Here is a 15,465-nt window from a genome sequence, read left to right as displayed (position 1 = left end):
TGATGGAATGGCGCTATGCCACAGTGGCTTCTGCCCCTAGTCTCCGTCCTCTATGTATCACTGCTATTTGCGGTGGCGTATTGGGGCGACCATCACAGCCCGCGTTTAAGCCATCGTCAGCAAGGCATTATTTATAGCCTAACGCTCGCGGTGTACTGCACTTCGTGGACGTTTTATGGCGCCGTTGGCTCTGCCGTAACCAATGGCTGGGGCTACCTGCCTATCTATCTCGGCCCGCTGCTGTTTATTCTATTTGCTCGCGGCTTGATGGAGCGTTTGGTACTCATCAGCAAGGCGCAGTCGATTACCAGCATTGCTGACTTTATTGCCGCACGTTATGGCAAGGCTCAGCATCTAGCAGGTACCGTTGCGGTAATTGCCATTATTGGCGCGCTGCCGTATATCGCGCTGCAACTTAAAGCGGTGGCCATGAGCGTTAATGTGCTCAGCGCAGCCGGCCTCAACAACCCCTTCCCGACTAGCGATACCGCGCTGTGGATTAGCTTGGTGCTGGCCGCTCTCGCCATCTTATTTGGTACGCGCCACATCGATGCCACCGAGCACCATCAAGGCCTGATGCTCGCCGTGGCGCTTGAGTCTGTGGTCAAGCTTGCCGCATTGGTCGCTGTCGGCATTTTCGCGCTACTGCATCTCGATGCCCTGCCTAGCGATTGGATTAACTCACCAGCACTCGATCAATTAGCCCGACCTAGTGATCTGCCGCAAGGTTTTCTAGCGCAAGTCCTATTGGCATTTTTAGCCATGGTCTGCTTACCGCGCCAGTTCCATGTCGGCGTTGTCGAGTGCAACGATGCCAGCCATGTTCGCCAGTCGCATAATTGGTTTGGCGGCTATTTACTGTTGATTTCGCTAGCGGTTTTACCCATCGCCGCAATGGCTCTGCTCGACCCCGGCTTGGCGCGCATGCATCCCGATATTGCCGTGCTCGCGCTGCCGTTAGCGGCCAATAATGAAGCTCTCGCGGTATTTGCCTTTATCGGCGGCTTCTCCGCTGCCGCCGGCATGGTGATCGTCTCCAGCGTGGCATTATCGACCATGATCACCAACGACTTGGTTGTGCCCATGCTGCTGCGCTCGAAGCGCTTTGGCCAGCGTCTCGCGCTCCGACTCCTACTTATTCGCCGCTTATCAATTATTGCGCTAACGCTACTCGGCTACGGCTACTACCGAGTCATTGAAGAGTTCTCTCAGCTCAACGCCGTCGGCCTACTCGCATTCTCAGCCGTTGCGCACTTCGCTCCCGCCCTGCTTGCTGGCCTGTTTTGGCGCGGCGGCAGTCGCCAAGGCGTGATGGTCGGTCTCATCGCCGGCATCAGTGTCTGGGCCTACACACTAATGATCCCCGCCATGCTGCCCGCGCTTGGCCTCAGTGCTGAATGGCTCAGTCAAGGACCATTCGGCCTCAGCTGGCTACGCCCACAAGCGTTGTTTTATCTAGAGGGGTGGGACCCGCTCACGCACGGTGTATTTTGGAGTTTGTTGGTCAATATCAGCTGCTTTGTTGTGGTGTCTTTACGCTTTCGCCCAGGCATCAGTGAGCAGCTTGAAAGCAGCCACTTTCTTGATCCATTTACCACGCAAAGCCAAGCGCTACATACAGAAGAATGGCAGCGCCTACCGGTCAGCGAGCTTCACGCTTTGGCCTCTCGTATCCTAGGTGAGGAAGCGACAAATCAAGCCTTTGATCAGTTTGCTCGCGGGCGTGGCCAGCAACTCGACTTACGCCGCTCGGCCAGTCGTGCTTGGGTGCAATTTACCGAGCGCTTGCTAGCCGGTGCCATGGGCGCCGCATCATCGCGTGCCATTTTAACCACGGTTCTGCGCGGCAGTGGTTTAGAGATTGGCCAAGTAGTGGCCTTGCTTGATCAAAGCTCACAGCTGCAGCGCTTTAATCGCGGCGTGCTCAACACCATGATGGAGCACATCGAGCAGGGTATTAGTGTGGTCGATGCTGAAATGCGCTTGGTGGCATGGAATCGACGCTATCTTGAACTCTTTGATTACCCCGATGGCATGGTCTATACCGGTTGCCCTGTGGCAGATTTGATTCGCTATAACGCCGAACAAGGCGAGTGCGGGCCAGGCCTAATCGACGCCCATGTCGAAAAGCGCATTCGTCATATGCGCGAAGGCAGCCCGCATATTTTTGAACGCATTCGGCCCGATGGCCAAGTGTTAGAGCTACGCGGACGGCCAGTGCCCGGCGGCGGCTTTGTGACTACATTTGCCGATATCACACACTTCAAGCGTACTGAACACACACTAGCTGAAGCCAAAACCGAACTAGAGGAACGTGTTGCATTGCGCACGGCCGAGCTACAGACAGCTCTAGCGGCACAAGAGCAGGCGAAGAGCCAAGCTGTTGAAGCCAACCAATCTAAAACACGTTTTTTAGCCGCTGCCAGCCACGATATCTTGCAGCCAATGAATGCCGCGCGACTGTTCTCATCAGCACTAAGCCAGCATCCTGAGCTATCTGGCGAGGTCGGCGTATTGGCCCAGCAGCTCGATAGCTCGCTGCGTGGCGCTGAAGAGTTACTCTCGGCCTTGCTGGATATTTCACGCCTAGATGCGGGAGCACTACTGCCGCACCCCGAAGCCATCGCGCTAGATGCGCTGTTAATCGAACTGATTGAGCAAGTCCGGCCCTTAGCAGCTCAACGTGGCCTTACCCTAAGACTATGGATGCCCAAGGGCGCAATTTGGGTGCGCAGCGATAGGCAATGGTTGCGCCGCATTATTCAAAACTTACTAAGCAATGCCCTGCGCTATACCCGCAATGGCGGCGTGCTCGTTGGCTTGCGTCGCTGCGACAATGGCCAAGGCTGGCGTCTTGATGTGCGTGATACTGGCCCCGGTGTTCCTTTGGGCCGACAAGCCAGTATTTTTGAAGAGTTTCAACGTGGCGGCGAAGCTTCTCCTTGGGGCGAAAAAGGCCTTGGCCTGGGTCTCGCCATTGTCGATCGCATGGTGCGGCTGCTTGGGCATCGCATTAGCCTGCGCTCGGCGAGTGGTCGTGGAGCCTGCTTTAGCATTCGCATGAGCGCCTGCTCACCTGCCATTCGCGATGTAAATAGCAGCGACTTAGCCGTGGCGAATGCCGGCGACTTAAGTCGCTTAACGGTGCTCTGCATCGATAACGAGCCAGAGATTTTAGCTGGCATGCAGGCCTTACTAGGTCGCTGGGGCTGCACTGTCGTCGTTGCTAGCAATGGTGCAGAAGCGCATGCGCAGCTGGCGGAATATCAGCCTGAGGTAATTTTGGCAGACTATCATCTGGCCAACGACGAAGATGGTTTAGACTTGCTGCTCACCTTAGCCGTTGGTCGAGTTGGCGCATTAGTGACAGCCGATCATAGCGATGAGACTGCGCAAGCGGTGCGCGCTGCGGGCTTTGGCTTACTGCGTAAGCCCATTAAACCCGCGGCATTGCGCGCATTTTTAGCCGCCAGCGCACAATCGCTTTAAGTCATTTATTAGCTGGGTACGCCCTAGGCCTTAGTTTATGCAGCAAAACATCGCCATTATTGGCAGCGGGATGGCCGGCTTAGCCGCCGCGCACTTTCTCTCGCGCGCAGGCCATCGCATCACGATTTTTGAAGCACAAAATGGCCATGGCATGGATGCGCATAGCCTGAACTGGCAAGGTGGCCTAGTCGATGTGCCCTTGCGCGTAATGAGCCCACAAGTTTGGGGCAGCGTGATCGATCTTGCCGCCTCCGTTGGTGTCTCAACATTTCCAGTCGATACATTTGCCGCCTGCAGTTGGCTCGATGATCAATCCACATGGTTTCGCAGCAGCCGCTTATTTGGCCTACCGAGCGTGGGCTCATGGCGTCATATCGGTCTCAATAGCGCCCGTCTTGCACGTGGCTTTTGGCAACTACGTACTTGCCTAGCAGACCTCAGCGCCGATGATCCGCGCACTTTAGCTGAGCTACTCGCCGACACCTCTTTCGACCCGTTATTTTGGCGCGGACTAGTGCTGCCATTGCTAACGACTATCTGCACCTGCGATGAGCAGCATCTATTGGCCTGGCCTGCGCATCAACTGCTGTCCTTACTCAACACTATTGTCCATGGCGATACTTTGGTGCGCTTGCAAGGTGGCACGCCGGCACTAGTGGCTGCGCTCGGCAAAGACCTCTTGCGCATTAGCGGCAGCCCTGTGCAATCGGTGCGTGAGTTGGCTGAGGGTGTTGAAGTACTTAATGCTCGTGGCGAAGGTGGTATTTTTGATCGCGTGGTGGTGGCAACTCAAGCTAATCAACTCGGCTTTCTCGATACGCCTTGGCAGCGCGAACAGACCTTAATGCAGGGCATTCGTTTCGATCATGGCGAGCTTTGGGTGCATACCGATACGCGCTTTTTGCCGGCAAAACGCAGCGATTGGTCGGCGTTGAACTACAGCATCTCGCGCGATTTATCGCAGGCGATGTTTAGTGTTTGGGTCAATGCTGTGGAGCCTAGCCTGCAAGATGCTGCGCCTATTTTGCAAACGTGGAATCCCTTATTCCCACCAGCCGATGAACATGTGATCGTTCGTGTGCCACTGGCGCGCGCCGTAGTTCATAGCGGCACTCACAGTGTGCATGAGCAGCTGCGCGTGCTGCATGCAGAAGCTGGCCGCCGTGTATTTTTCTGCGGCTCATGGGCTCATGCCGGCGTGCCGTTATTGGAGTCTGCAGTGCGTTCGGCACAGGCAGTGGCAGCATTTATTCCTGCTGCAAAAGCTTAAGGCGTGGATACACAAAGTCGCTTACTAGGCGCCGTTGGCCCTGCCCCGCACTGGAGCAATCTCGGTGCTTGGATTAGCGAAGATAATCAGCTCAGCTCGGACCAGCCATACAACGAAGCAGCGAATCGATTAGCGCTGCTGCATGCTGCTGCAGTTGGCATAAACGAGCGTGACAGCTTGCTTGAGCTAGGCGCAGGGGCAGGTGCTAGCCTGCGCTTATGGGCGAGCCATGGTGTGCGCAATATCATCACGATTGATCAGGCCCTAACGACGCTGCCGGCTGAGTTCAAGGGGCTTGGCGTAAATCATCGTGGCATTCAGGCAGACTTTGATGCGCCGTGGTCTGAGCTGCCGCTAGTTGATGTCATCATCGCTGTTGATGCGCTTTATCATGCCCGATCGTTCGGCTCTAGCTTAGGTAATATTGCCGCTCAGCTCACGCCGCAGGGACGTTGGGCGCTAAGCACATTGCACATTAATACCGAGCTCACGCGCTCACAAAAAGCGCAGCTAAAAACTCAGCTTCTGGCCTGTGGCATTGCCTGGTCCGGTGTTTGGCATCAATCATTTTCGAGTGTTGAGCCGCCGAGTATTTTTGAAAATGCCGGCTTAGCAATACAGCGTATCGATGATTTAACAGAGTCAGTATTAGCAGGCTTTGCTCTTGCCATTGCGCATCGCAAACAAAGCCTGTCGCTTAGCGATCAGCTGCATCCGGCATGGTGGAAACTAAGCTTAACAGCCCGACTCTGCCGCTCATTAGTCGCGAGCGGCAAGGTGCGTTATGTGCTTATTTCTGGCAAAAAATCCGCGTAAAAACTCGCGATCAATCTTCTTCAATTACCTGCGCTAAACGCATACTTGGGTCGAGTTGCAGCTTCGATGCAGCCACTACCGCCTGCGTTCGATTTGATGCGCCAAGCTTCTTCAAAATAGCGGTCATATGCGCCTTGATAGTCGCTTCCGACACGTTCAGCTCATAGGCGATCTGCTTATTCAGCAGGCCATCGGCGAGCATCATCAGCACGCGAAATTGCTGCGGTGTGAGATCACGCAAACGCTTGGCGATATCGGCTTCATCTGGGGCTAAATGCGTAGGCTGTGAACTCGCCGCGCTGGCTGGCAACCAGACATCGCCATCGAGCACTTGCGCAATGGCTTTCGCCATTTCATCCAAGCCTGTCGACTTCGGAATATAGCCACTGGCACCATGCGCCACCGCACGACGAATCACCCCAGGCTCTTCATTGCCAGAGACCACAATCACCGGCAACGATGGAAAGCGCGCACGCACATGAATCAAGCCTGAGAAACCTGACGCACCGGGCATGTGCAAATCCAAGAGCAATAGATCAGGCTCTTCGCCACGCTCTAATAACGTCTGCAACGATGCCGTGGTGTCAGCTTCGGCAATCGTCGCATCGGGGTAAAGACGTGCCACGGCGCCTTTGAGGGCATCGCGAAATAGCGGATGATCATCGGCAATCACAAAATACATGGCACACCTCTCTAGTAATGCAACGATAGCTTAAGCCTCGGCGCGACGGCCCTGTACCAGACTATCGACAACGCTCGGATCGGCCAAGGTTGATGTGTCACCCAAGCCGTCAAACTCGTTGGCGGCGATTTTGCGCAAGATGCGACGCATGATTTTTCCAGAGCGCGTTTTTGGCAAGCCAGGTGCCCATTGAATCTGATCAGGAGCAGCAATTGGACCAATTTCAGCGCGCACATGAATCACTAAAGCCTTGCGTAATTCTTCGCTAGGCTCATGGCCTTCTTGCAGCGTGACATAGGCAAAAATGCCTTGACCTTTAATATCGTGCGGAAAGCCAACAACTGCAGCTTCAGCCACCGCCACATGCGATACCAAGGCGCTTTCGACTTCAGCCGTGCCCATGCGATGGCCTGACACGTTTAGCACATCATCGACGCGACCAGTGATCCAGTAATAATCATCGGCATCGCGACGCGCGCCATCACCAGTGGTGTATACGCCGGGGAAGACGTTAAAGTAAGTTTCAGCAAAGCGTTTGTGGTCGCCATAGATCGAGCGCATCTGACCAGGCCATGAGTCTGTAATAACTAAGTTGCCCTCACAAACGCCTTTCATCAGCGAGCCATCGTTATCTAAAATAGCGGGCTTAATGCCGAAATACGGACGGCTGGCGGAGCCCGGCTTCATATCAACAGCGCCAGGCAATGGCGTAATTAAGACGCCACCAGTTTCAGTTTGCCACCAAGTATCGATGATTGGGCAACGCGAGTCGCCGACAACTCGGTGATACCAATTCCATGCTTCGGGGTTGATTGGTTCACCGACCGAGCCAAGCAGGCGTAGCGACTTGCGGCTGCTTTCTAGCGTTGGGCCATCGCCCTCACGCATCAGTGCGCGAATGGCTGTCGGTGCGGTGTAGAGAATGCTGACGTGGTGCTTATCGACGACCTTGCCAATACGGCTCCAGTCGGGGTATTGCGGCACACCTTCAAACATCACGGTAGTTGCGCCATTGGCTAAAGGGCCGTAGAGCAAATAGCTATGTCCGGTGACCCAGCCTACATCGGCGGTACACCAGAACACATCATCTTCGCGTAAATCGAACATATTGGCGAAGGTGCTGGTGACATAAACCAAATAGCCGCCGGTGGTGTGCAGCACGCCTTTAGGCTTACCGGTCGAACCCGATGTGTAGAGAATAAATAACGGGTCTTCGGCGTTCATCGCGACAGCAGCGTGATCAGCTGAAGCGCCGGTCATTAGGTCATGGTACCAAAAGTCGCGCTTGTTATCCCAGTTCACCGAGCCGCCGGTGCGACGAACCACAATGACTGTGGTCACGCCAGAACCTGCTGGCGTGCGAATCGCGTTATCGACGTTAGCCTTCAGTGGTACAGCTTTGCTGCCTCGCAAGCCTTCGTCGGCAGTAATCACTACGGTAGAACCGCAGTCTTCAATACGCCCTGCTAGTGAGTCTGGCGAAAAACCGCCAAATACCACCGAATGCGGCGCGCCAATACGCGTACATGCCAGCATAGCCACCGCTGCCTCTGGGATCATCGGCATATAAATGGTGACGCGATCGCCTTTTTTGACACCTTTCGCTGTTAGCACATTGGCAAATTTACAGACCTCAGCATGAAGCTCGCGATAGGTAATGTGGCGCGACTCACGCGGGTCATCGCCCTCCCAAATAATGGCAGTTTTATCGCCGCGCTTGGCTAACTGACGATCTAGGCAGTTGGCGGCAACGTTGAGCTCACCATCAGCAAACCATTTGATGCGTAAATCTTCAGGGTTAAATGAGACATCTTTGACTTGAGTGAATGGCTTCATCCAGTCCACGACCTGCGCCTCTTTCGCCCAAAATGCGTCGGGATTAGCGATCGACTCGGCATAACGCGTGGCGTATTCATCGGCGGTATTACGTGTGCCCGCAGCTAAATAATGGGCTGGTACAGGAATTACAGTGGCGTCGCTCATGGCGTTGGCTCCTCAGTTGTCTGTCTTATATGCCTTAGCACCTTCCCCGAGTATGCCTCGCGCAAGGCATTATCTGCATTAGCCTTTCGTATCACTGGCACAAAAACTCGACCAGCACCGAGCATTACGACCTAAGTGTTAGATACCAATGCCTAATACAGTTCACACCAGCGTAGCGCTATACAAGCAAAACCTACTTTGCGTTGGAGAATAAGAAGATGAAGCGCCTAACCAAAATCGCCCTGCTGACCCCACTAGCCGCTGCCATGTTTCCTGGCTTTGCCTTAGCAGACACTAGCAGTGAAATTGCCGCCTTACGCGATCGCCTAGAACAGCTCGAAGCTCAAGTGGCACAACAAAAAGCCACTCCAGCACCAGTCACCTCAAATAGCAGCGTCTCTTTTGGTGATACCAAATTTAGTTTTGGCGGCTATGTAAAAGTTGACGCACTGTATTCACGCTTCTCTGATGGCTCAGTGGCCGGCAGCTCCAGTGGTCGCGACTTTTACGTGCCAAGTGCCACGCCCATCTCTGCTGGCAATGGCAACGCAAGTTCAGTGTTTGATATGCACGCGCAGCAAACACGTTTCTTCTTCAAGACTGAAACGCCTGCTGGCGATGGCAAGTCGGTCAAAGCCTATATCGAGATGGATTTTCAGAGCCCGGCACGTGGCTCTGAGCGCGTCACCAACAACTATGATCCCGGCTTACGTCACGCATTTTTGACCTATGACAAATGGTTGATTGGCCAAACTTGGACAACCTTCCAAGACCTCGGTGCATTACCTGAAACTGTGGACTTCGTTGGTTCTTCCGATGGCACAGTTTTCGGTCGCCAGCCTCAGGTACGCTATAGCACGGGTAATTGGCAGTTCTCCGTCGAGAACGCCGAAACTGCACTAGCTAGCCGAAGTGTTCCAGCTGGTGCCGTATCGATTACTGATCAAGGCTCCAACGCCATGCCAGACTTAGTTGCTCGCTATACGCACAAAGCAGACTTTGGCCATATCAGCGTTGCCGCTTTGGCGCGCCAGCTAAAAACTAGCCAAAATGCAGCCGGCCAAGATGAAACTACCGAAGGCTACGGCATTTCTCTCTCAGGCAAATATAATCTCAGTAGCGGCGATGATATTCGCTATATGGCTACCTACGGCAGCGGCCTCGGTCGCTATGTTGCGCTCGGAACCAGCGGTGATGCCGTCGTCGATGCCAGTGGCAATCTAGAGGCAATTGACGTGGTCGCGGGCTATGTGACCTATCGCCATTTATGGTCCGATAAACTGCGCAGCAGCATTCAGGCCTCTGTTTTATCAATAGATAACCCAGATATTCTGGCGCCAACGGCAGCCATTAGTGATGCCAACAAAACCATTTTCTCTGGCTTGACCAACATCATTTATAGCGTGACACCGAAACTGGATATCGGCGCTGAGTATCTACATGCCAATCGCGAGGTTGAAGATGGTCGTGACGGCAACTTAGATCGCCTGCAATTCATGGCCAAGTACAGCTTTTAAGCGCCCTGCGGCACACAAAGGCCATACATATCTGCCACTAAAGCCTTGCAGATAAACCACCATGGGCTAACCTACACTTAAGTTGTCTTAGCCCATTTGAGTACACGCTCATGAGTCGCTGGCACATTGCTGGTCGCAGCTTACGCGCCTTAGAAGCCATCACCGATGGCCTTCCTGCAGGCAAAGCCCCCGAGTTCGATACCCGAGGCCCTACTGAGCGCCTTCGTAGCATCACACTTCCCGCTTCCGATAAAGATAGCCATGTCGACTTCTGCGTCGCTACCGGCGCTTGGCCGATTGCCGCGTTTTGGAGTGCTCACGCATTTCTAGCAATGGCCGGCGTTTTGTCTGGCGGCGGAGGCGGCTGGCTACTTTGGCTAGCGGCCGGCTTGTTTGGCGTACTTCGTCAAACCAGTAATGTCATGCGCATCAACCAGCATCGCGTGCTAGTTCGCGAAGGCTTGGCTGGGCGTGCTGAACGCAAAATTGAGCTGCATCAAATCAGCTCAATTTGGGTGCAGCAAGGTGCGACCGGTCGTGCTCTCAATATTGGCCGTGTTGGCATGCAACTGATCAATGGTGAAGTAGTTTGGGGGCCGGTTATCGGCCATCCAACGCGTGCAAAACGCGCGATCGCGGTCGCGGTCAGTCGCCGTACGGCAAGTAATTAAACCACCCGTTACAGTATTGAAATTTAGGACTTGAGCAAGTCACTCGTCTCACGCATGATCTAGGCACAACTAAAACAACCTAGGTCATTGCTATGAGTGATAGCGTTTTTATTTTGGTGCTCCTGCCCATCTCTCTTTTTATCATTCTATTCAGCCTTGGGCTTGCGCTCACAGTCGCTGATTTTCGCCGTGTTGCGGTCTACCCACGCGGTGTCGCCATCGGTATGGCTAACCTGATCTTCATCTCGCCCCTTCTCGCAGTTGGCCTTGCAATAGCCTTTAAGCTACCACCAGAGCTTGCTGTCGGCATGGTATTGCTTGGCGCATCGCCAGGCGGCACCACTGCCAATATGCTCACTCATCTTGCGAAAGGCGATACCGCACTATCACTAACCATGACAGCAATTAGTAGTGTTGCGGCAGTGTTTACTGTGCCGATCTTGCTCGACTTATCGACTCAATGGTTTATGCATGGCGAAGCGCAATATGAAATCGCCATGATGCCCATCGTGATGAAAATCCTGCTCATTACCTTGCTACCACTAGGCATCGGCATGATTGTTCGCAGTCGCGCCACACAATGGTCGATACGCTTTGAGCCGCTAGTGAAAAAAATCGCCACCATCTTTTTTATCTTGGTGGTGTTTGTTGTGCTCTGGTCTGAGCAAGAGCATATCTTTAGCAATATCGCCAGCGTCGGCCTAGCCGTGCTCTGCCTTAACGTCTTCGCCATGGGCATTAGCTATGGCAGCTCAAAACTCGCCGGCTTAGATGGCCCGCAATCAACCGCCATCAGCATTGAGCTCGGCGTGCATAACACCACGCTAGCAATGGCCGTGGGCGCAATGGTATCGGCATCAATGATCATCCCTGCCGCGGTGTATAGCCTGTTTATGTTCTTCACTGCCGGTGCATTTGCGAAATGGATGCATAGCCGCAATAGCTAGAAAAAAGCCCCGCCACACAATGCATGTGGCGGGGCTTTTTAGTGTTAAGGCAGCGCTTTGTGTCTGTTAAAACAGACGGTTCATGCCATTGAGCGCCGCCACCCGATAAGCCTCAGCCATGGTCGGATAGTTAAACGTGGTATTGGCAAAATACTCGATCGAGTTATTCGGCAAATTCATCACCGCCTGACCAATGTGGACAATCTCAGCGGCGTTATTACCGAAGCAATGAATGCCCAAAATCTCACGCGTATCGCGATGAAATAAGATTTTCAACATACCAACGACATCGCCCGAAATCTGCGCGCGCGCAAGATGCCTAAAGAATGACTGACCAACCTCATAGGGCACTTTATCTTCGGTGAGTTGGCGCTCGGTACGGCCAATGCAGGAGATCTCGGGGATGGTGTAAATGCCCGTCGGCACATCGCCAACATGCGGCACATCTTGACTACCAGTGATGTGCGCAGCGGCACAGCGACCTTGATCATAGGCAGCAGATGCTAGCGCGGGCGGACCAATGACATCGCCTGCCGCGTAAACATTCGCGGCGTCTGTGCAATAGCGCTCATCGACAGCAATTTGGCCACGACTATTGGCACTCAAGCCTACGGCCTCAAGGTTGAGCGTTTCAGTATTACCGGCACGGCCGTTGCACCAGAGAATGGCATCGGCCTTAATTTTCTTGCCCGACTTCGTGTGCAAAATCACGCAATCGTCCTGCGTTTCAAGCTTGCTGTATTCCTCTTGATTGCGAATAAGCACACCTAAATCACGAAGATAATGCGACAGCGCATCGGCAATTTCATTGTCTAAAAATGACAGCAACTGCGGCTGCGTATTGACAAGATCGACCTTGTAGCCGAGGCCAACAAAAATCGATGCATACTCGCAACCAATCACGCCAGCGCCATAAATAATCAGCTTTTGCACTGGATAGTCGAGCTTCAAGATCTTATCGCTATCGAAAACGCGTGGATGATTAAAGTCGATGTCAGCAGGCTGATACGGGCGACTGCCGGTAGCAATTACCGCAGACTCAAAACCAATGCGCTCGCTAACACCCTCAGAGGTCAGCACGCTCATGGTGTGATCATCCTCGAAGCGAGCCTCACCGTAATACAGATCAACGTCGTTGCGCTCGAAAAAGCGGTGATGAGTAGTTACTTGTATATCAATGACTTTATGCGCGCGTGCCAACACTTGCGACAGCGGCAGGCTGCGAATATCGGCCATGCGCGACAGCAATGGGTCACGGCGAAAACGCATCAGGTTATAGACGGTCTGGCGCAGTGCCTTGGATGGAATAGTGCCCACATGCGCACAGTTGCCACCAACTTCGCCAAGCTGATCGATCACCGCAACGCGCCGGCCTTCCTTAACCAATTTCATGGCCGCACCCTCACCCGCAGGTCCAGCACCAATCACTACCACATCGTAACGCGCTAACATGCTGATCCGCCCTATTTGCTATGCCTTAGATTGACTATTAGGGTAGTGTTTTTACGGGCGTTTGTCTGGCTTATTCAACCAAAGAATGGTCTCTCAGCGTAATACATGCCGGCACACTAGCATCGGTTTTACGCTACACTCAGGCACATCTTTAGTGTCCTGATGAGCCATCATGAGCAACTCCAGCGAGCCCACTCTTAGTAGCCCCAATCCTGTGCGCATCGAGACCGGCGTGAAGCTGCGTGGTGCAGAGAAAATGGCGCGTATTCCGGTGAAAATCATCCCCACCGTGGAAATGCCGCGCAAGCCTGACTGGATCCGTGTACGCATTAAAAACCCAGCCGAAGTATCACGAATCAAAGGCCTGCTGCGCGAGCAAAAACTGCACACCGTGTGCGAAGAAGCCGCCTGCCCTAACCTTGCCGAATGCTTTGGTGGCGGCACCGCGACCTTTATGATCATGGGCGATATTTGTACACGCCGATGCCCATTTTGCGATGTCGCCCACGGCCGCCCCAATATGCTCGATGCCGAAGAGCCACATAACTTAGCCGAAACAGTGGCCAACCTTGGCCTGAAATACGTGGTGGTGACTTCGGTCGATCGTGACGACTTGAAGGATGGCGGCGCACAGCATTTTGTCGACTGCATCGTCGCTGTGCGCGAGCGCAACCCTCACATCAAAATGGAAATTTTAGTACCCGACTTTCGTGGCCGTATGGATATCGCGTTGCGCTTAATCAGCGAATGCCCGCCAGACGTGTTCAACCACAATATCGAAACTGTGCAGCGCTTATATAAAGCTATTCGGCCGGGCTCGGACTATCAGCACTCGTTAACACTGCTGCAACGCTTCAAGCAAGAGCGCCCAGACATCGCCACCAAATGCGGCCTTATGGTCGGCATTGGCGAAACTGAAGAAGAAGTACTCGCGCTACTCGATGACTTGAGAGCTCACGATGTCGACCTAGTCACCATCGGCCAGTATTTGCAGCCCTCGAAAACGCATGCGCCGGTCGATCGTTTTGTTCATCCCGATGAGTTTGCTCGCTACGCCGCTTATGGCCGCAAAATTGGTTTTCGCAACGTTGCTAGCGGCCCCATGGTGCGCTCGAGCTATCACGCCGACCTGCAATTTGCTGGCGTCGACGTCAATGCGATGACTGTTGCGGCTCAAACCAATTGATGGCCATAACTACTGGATGGCTTTTAGCGCATGACTGACTTGTTTCATCGTTTGCAGATCAACCACGCCAGTGGCGAAATCCCTGGTGAGCGCGTCGATATTGGCTGGCGCGCTTGGGCATCTCGTGCACCTATAAAGAAGGTTGGTAGCCTGCGTTTTTACGTAGAAAACTTGCAGTTTTGGCTAGCCGTCTGGCGCTTTTTCGGCCAGCAGCGCGTGCTCATTCAAGTCGATAACCACTACCTAACGGCCACTAGCGCCAGCATCACAGCCAATGATCAGGGCAGCATTAGCGTCACTCTCATGCAGCGCACTACTATTCTTGGGCACTTCTTTCGCTATGTTCTATGGCGCCGGAAAAGCCCTTTACACAGCACGCTCATGGGCAATGATGTCCGCATCAGCTTCAGCTCGTCGATTCCTACCGAACTACCAAAAAAGCTAAGCCATTGCCCCGAAGCACTGTTGGATGGCGATAGTGCGTTGAGCTTGCCGCTGCATATCACGCGCTATATTAGTCAGTAGCTAGCGCCGCTTTTGCCGCCGCCAATGTGGCGCGCGTCTCAGCCCGATCAAGCTGCTTTACAGCACGCTGGGCCATGGCCAACGCCGACAGGGGACGGCCACTACGAATGAGCACATCGGCTAAATTATTTAGCAGCCAAGGCGACTCCGGCTGCGCTTTCAAACCTTCCTGCAGCACGGCCTCAGCGCTGGCCAAACCTGTTTCTTGTTCAGCGAGCTGCGCCTGTGCCAACCACAAGGAAATCTCTTCTGGCCAATAACTTAGACCACGGCGCAAACCGGCCATGGCAAGCTCTGGCGGTGCTGCTTTAGCCATGACCACGAGCTGCTTAGCCACGACAGATGAGGTCACGGATGCCGGCCATTCAGCCTGCACTGGCAGCAAACGAATAGCCCAGCGCCCACTACGTGCCCACGTTCGATCAAACACCGACCAACTCAGCACCAAGCGCTTCTGCTCGCCAGAGCGCAGAATAATCTTTTCACGTGCAGTATCGACGCCAATAACAACGGCGTAATGCCAGACCGGATACCACGACAAACCATTGTTTTGAAACACCACGACCGGGCTGCCATCGGCGACTGCCTGTGCAAGCACGCGCAAGTTCGGCGCTAAGCGCTCGGGCACAAACCCGCGCTGGCGCGATTGAGCCACTAGCTCATCGGTGAGCGTGCCTTCTCGACCTGGAATATACAGTGATGGCGCAAGCGCTTCGGGCGTGACCGGCGAACCAAGATAGGTCATCACCATGGCCAATGCCGCAGGGCCGCACTCATACTCGCGCTGAGCATAGAAAGGGACGTTGCTGAGTTCTACCGATGGCGGCGGCTGCACGCGTAAATCAAGCGCCTGCGGTGTCATGCAGGCGCTCAATAATAACGCCAGCAGCGCCGTCAGCCAGAGTCGGCTTAGACGCATACTGGATC

At 54.1% G+C, this 15,465-nt stretch carries 12 protein-coding genes; 8 read left to right on the top strand and 4 right to left on the bottom strand.

Annotation, left to right across the window (positions count from 1 at the left end; all coding sequences use genetic code 11):
• The first annotated feature begins 15 nt into the window (after positions 1-15).
• The 3 genes from AC3DKE_RS00380 to AC3DKE_RS00370 are packed head-to-tail and all read left to right on the top strand — an operon-like array spanning position 16 to position 5,575.
• Positions 16-3,489: a PAS-domain containing protein gene (locus AC3DKE_RS00380; protein WP_487989687.1), complete on the top strand. Its 3,474-nt coding sequence runs from the start codon at positions 16-18 to the stop codon at positions 3,487-3,489.
• Between the two features lie 37 nt (positions 3,490-3,526).
• Positions 3,527-4,759, top strand: a complete 1,233-nt coding sequence (locus tag AC3DKE_RS00375) for an FAD-dependent oxidoreductase (RefSeq protein ID WP_340675510.1) — start codon at positions 3,527-3,529, stop codon at positions 4,757-4,759.
• Between the two features lie 3 nt (positions 4,760-4,762).
• On the top strand, positions 4,763-5,575 hold the full coding sequence (locus AC3DKE_RS00370; RefSeq protein WP_340675509.1) for a class I SAM-dependent methyltransferase: 813 nt from the start codon (positions 4,763-4,765) through the stop codon (positions 5,573-5,575).
• Between the two features lie 10 nt (positions 5,576-5,585).
• On the opposite strand, the gene AC3DKE_RS00365 is transcribed toward AC3DKE_RS00370, so the two are convergent.
• Positions 5,586-6,257 carry a LuxR C-terminal-related transcriptional regulator gene (locus AC3DKE_RS00365; RefSeq protein ID WP_340675508.1) on the bottom strand — a complete coding sequence of 224 codons (672 nt, stop codon included), beginning with the start codon at positions 6,255-6,257 and terminating at the stop codon, positions 5,586-5,588.
• Positions 6,258-6,287: 30 nt separating this feature from the next.
• On the bottom strand, positions 6,288-8,240 hold the full coding sequence (gene acs, locus AC3DKE_RS00360) for an acetate--CoA ligase (protein ID WP_379070800.1): 1,953 nt from the start codon (positions 8,238-8,240) through the stop codon (positions 6,288-6,290).
• A gap of 218 nt (positions 8,241-8,458) precedes the next feature.
• Here acs and AC3DKE_RS00355 point away from each other — a divergent pair, with 218 nt between their 5' ends.
• The 3 genes from AC3DKE_RS00355 (at position 8,459) to AC3DKE_RS00345 (ending at position 11,375) form a co-directional block, all read left to right on the top strand.
• Positions 8,459-9,757, top strand: coding sequence for a DcaP family trimeric outer membrane transporter (locus tag AC3DKE_RS00355; protein WP_411729431.1), 1,299 nt, complete (start codon positions 8,459-8,461; stop codon positions 9,755-9,757).
• 110 nt (positions 9,758-9,867) lie between these two features.
• Complete coding sequence (locus AC3DKE_RS00350) at positions 9,868-10,428, top strand: PH domain-containing protein (RefSeq protein ID WP_340675505.1); 561 nt, start codon at positions 9,868-9,870, stop codon at positions 10,426-10,428.
• A 92-nt stretch (positions 10,429-10,520) separates the two neighbouring features.
• On the top strand, positions 10,521-11,375 hold the full coding sequence (locus AC3DKE_RS00345) for a bile acid:sodium symporter family protein (protein WP_340675504.1): 855 nt from the start codon (positions 10,521-10,523) through the stop codon (positions 11,373-11,375).
• Between the two features lie 66 nt (positions 11,376-11,441).
• Here the strand turns inward: AC3DKE_RS00345 and sthA are convergent, their stop codons facing one another.
• Positions 11,442-12,827 (bottom strand): Si-specific NAD(P)(+) transhydrogenase, encoded by a 1,386-nt coding sequence (sthA, locus tag AC3DKE_RS00340; protein WP_379070812.1) that lies wholly within the window; start codon positions 12,825-12,827, stop codon positions 11,442-11,444.
• Positions 12,828-12,999: 172 nt separating this feature from the next.
• On the opposite strand from sthA, the gene lipA reads away from it, so the two are divergent.
• Positions 13,000-14,013, top strand: a complete 1,014-nt coding sequence (gene lipA, locus AC3DKE_RS00335; RefSeq protein ID WP_487989682.1) for a lipoyl synthase — start codon at positions 13,000-13,002, stop codon at positions 14,011-14,013.
• Positions 14,014-14,043: 30 nt separating this feature from the next.
• Positions 14,044-14,538, top strand: coding sequence for a hypothetical protein (locus AC3DKE_RS00330; protein ID WP_340675501.1), 495 nt, complete (start codon positions 14,044-14,046; stop codon positions 14,536-14,538).
• Here the strand turns inward: AC3DKE_RS00330 and AC3DKE_RS00325 are convergent.
• A complete protein-coding gene (locus tag AC3DKE_RS00325) occupies positions 14,528-15,457 on the bottom strand; it encodes a PA2778 family cysteine peptidase (RefSeq protein ID WP_411729432.1) in 930 nt (309 codons plus the stop codon). The two genes, AC3DKE_RS00330 and AC3DKE_RS00325, sit on opposite strands and share 11 nt — an antisense overlap.
• Positions 15,458-15,465 lie beyond the last annotated feature (8 nt).

This window comes from Paraperlucidibaca sp. (assembly GCF_982810325.1).
Note: the sequence above shows the minus strand (reverse complement) of the source record. Positions and strands in the feature narration are given on the sequence as shown.

Coding starts and splice junctions, on each gene's coding strand:
- AC3DKE_RS00380 (WP_487989687.1), top strand. CDS start 16: ATGCCACAGTGGCTTCTGCCCCTAGTCTCCGTCCTCTATGTATCACTG.
- AC3DKE_RS00375 (WP_340675510.1), top strand. CDS start 3,527: ATGCAGCAAAACATCGCCATTATTGGCAGCGGGATGGCCGGCTTAGCC.
- AC3DKE_RS00365 (WP_340675508.1), bottom strand. CDS start 6,257: ATGTATTTTGTGATTGCCGATGATCATCCGCTATTTCGCGATGCCCTC.
- acs (WP_379070800.1), bottom strand. CDS start 8,240: ATGAGCGACGCCACTGTAATTCCTGTACCAGCCCATTATTTAGCTGCG.
- AC3DKE_RS00355 (WP_411729431.1), top strand. CDS start 8,459: ATGAAGCGCCTAACCAAAATCGCCCTGCTGACCCCACTAGCCGCTGCC.
- AC3DKE_RS00350 (WP_340675505.1), top strand. CDS start 9,868: ATGAGTCGCTGGCACATTGCTGGTCGCAGCTTACGCGCCTTAGAAGCC.
- AC3DKE_RS00345 (WP_340675504.1), top strand. CDS start 10,521: ATGAGTGATAGCGTTTTTATTTTGGTGCTCCTGCCCATCTCTCTTTTT.
- sthA (WP_379070812.1), bottom strand. CDS start 12,827: ATGTTAGCGCGTTACGATGTGGTAGTGATTGGTGCTGGACCTGCGGGT.
- lipA (WP_487989682.1), top strand. CDS start 13,000: ATGAGCAACTCCAGCGAGCCCACTCTTAGTAGCCCCAATCCTGTGCGC.
- AC3DKE_RS00330 (WP_340675501.1), top strand. CDS start 14,044: ATGACTGACTTGTTTCATCGTTTGCAGATCAACCACGCCAGTGGCGAA.
- AC3DKE_RS00325 (WP_411729432.1), bottom strand. CDS start 15,457: ATGCGTCTAAGCCGACTCTGGCTGACGGCGCTGCTGGCGTTATTATTG.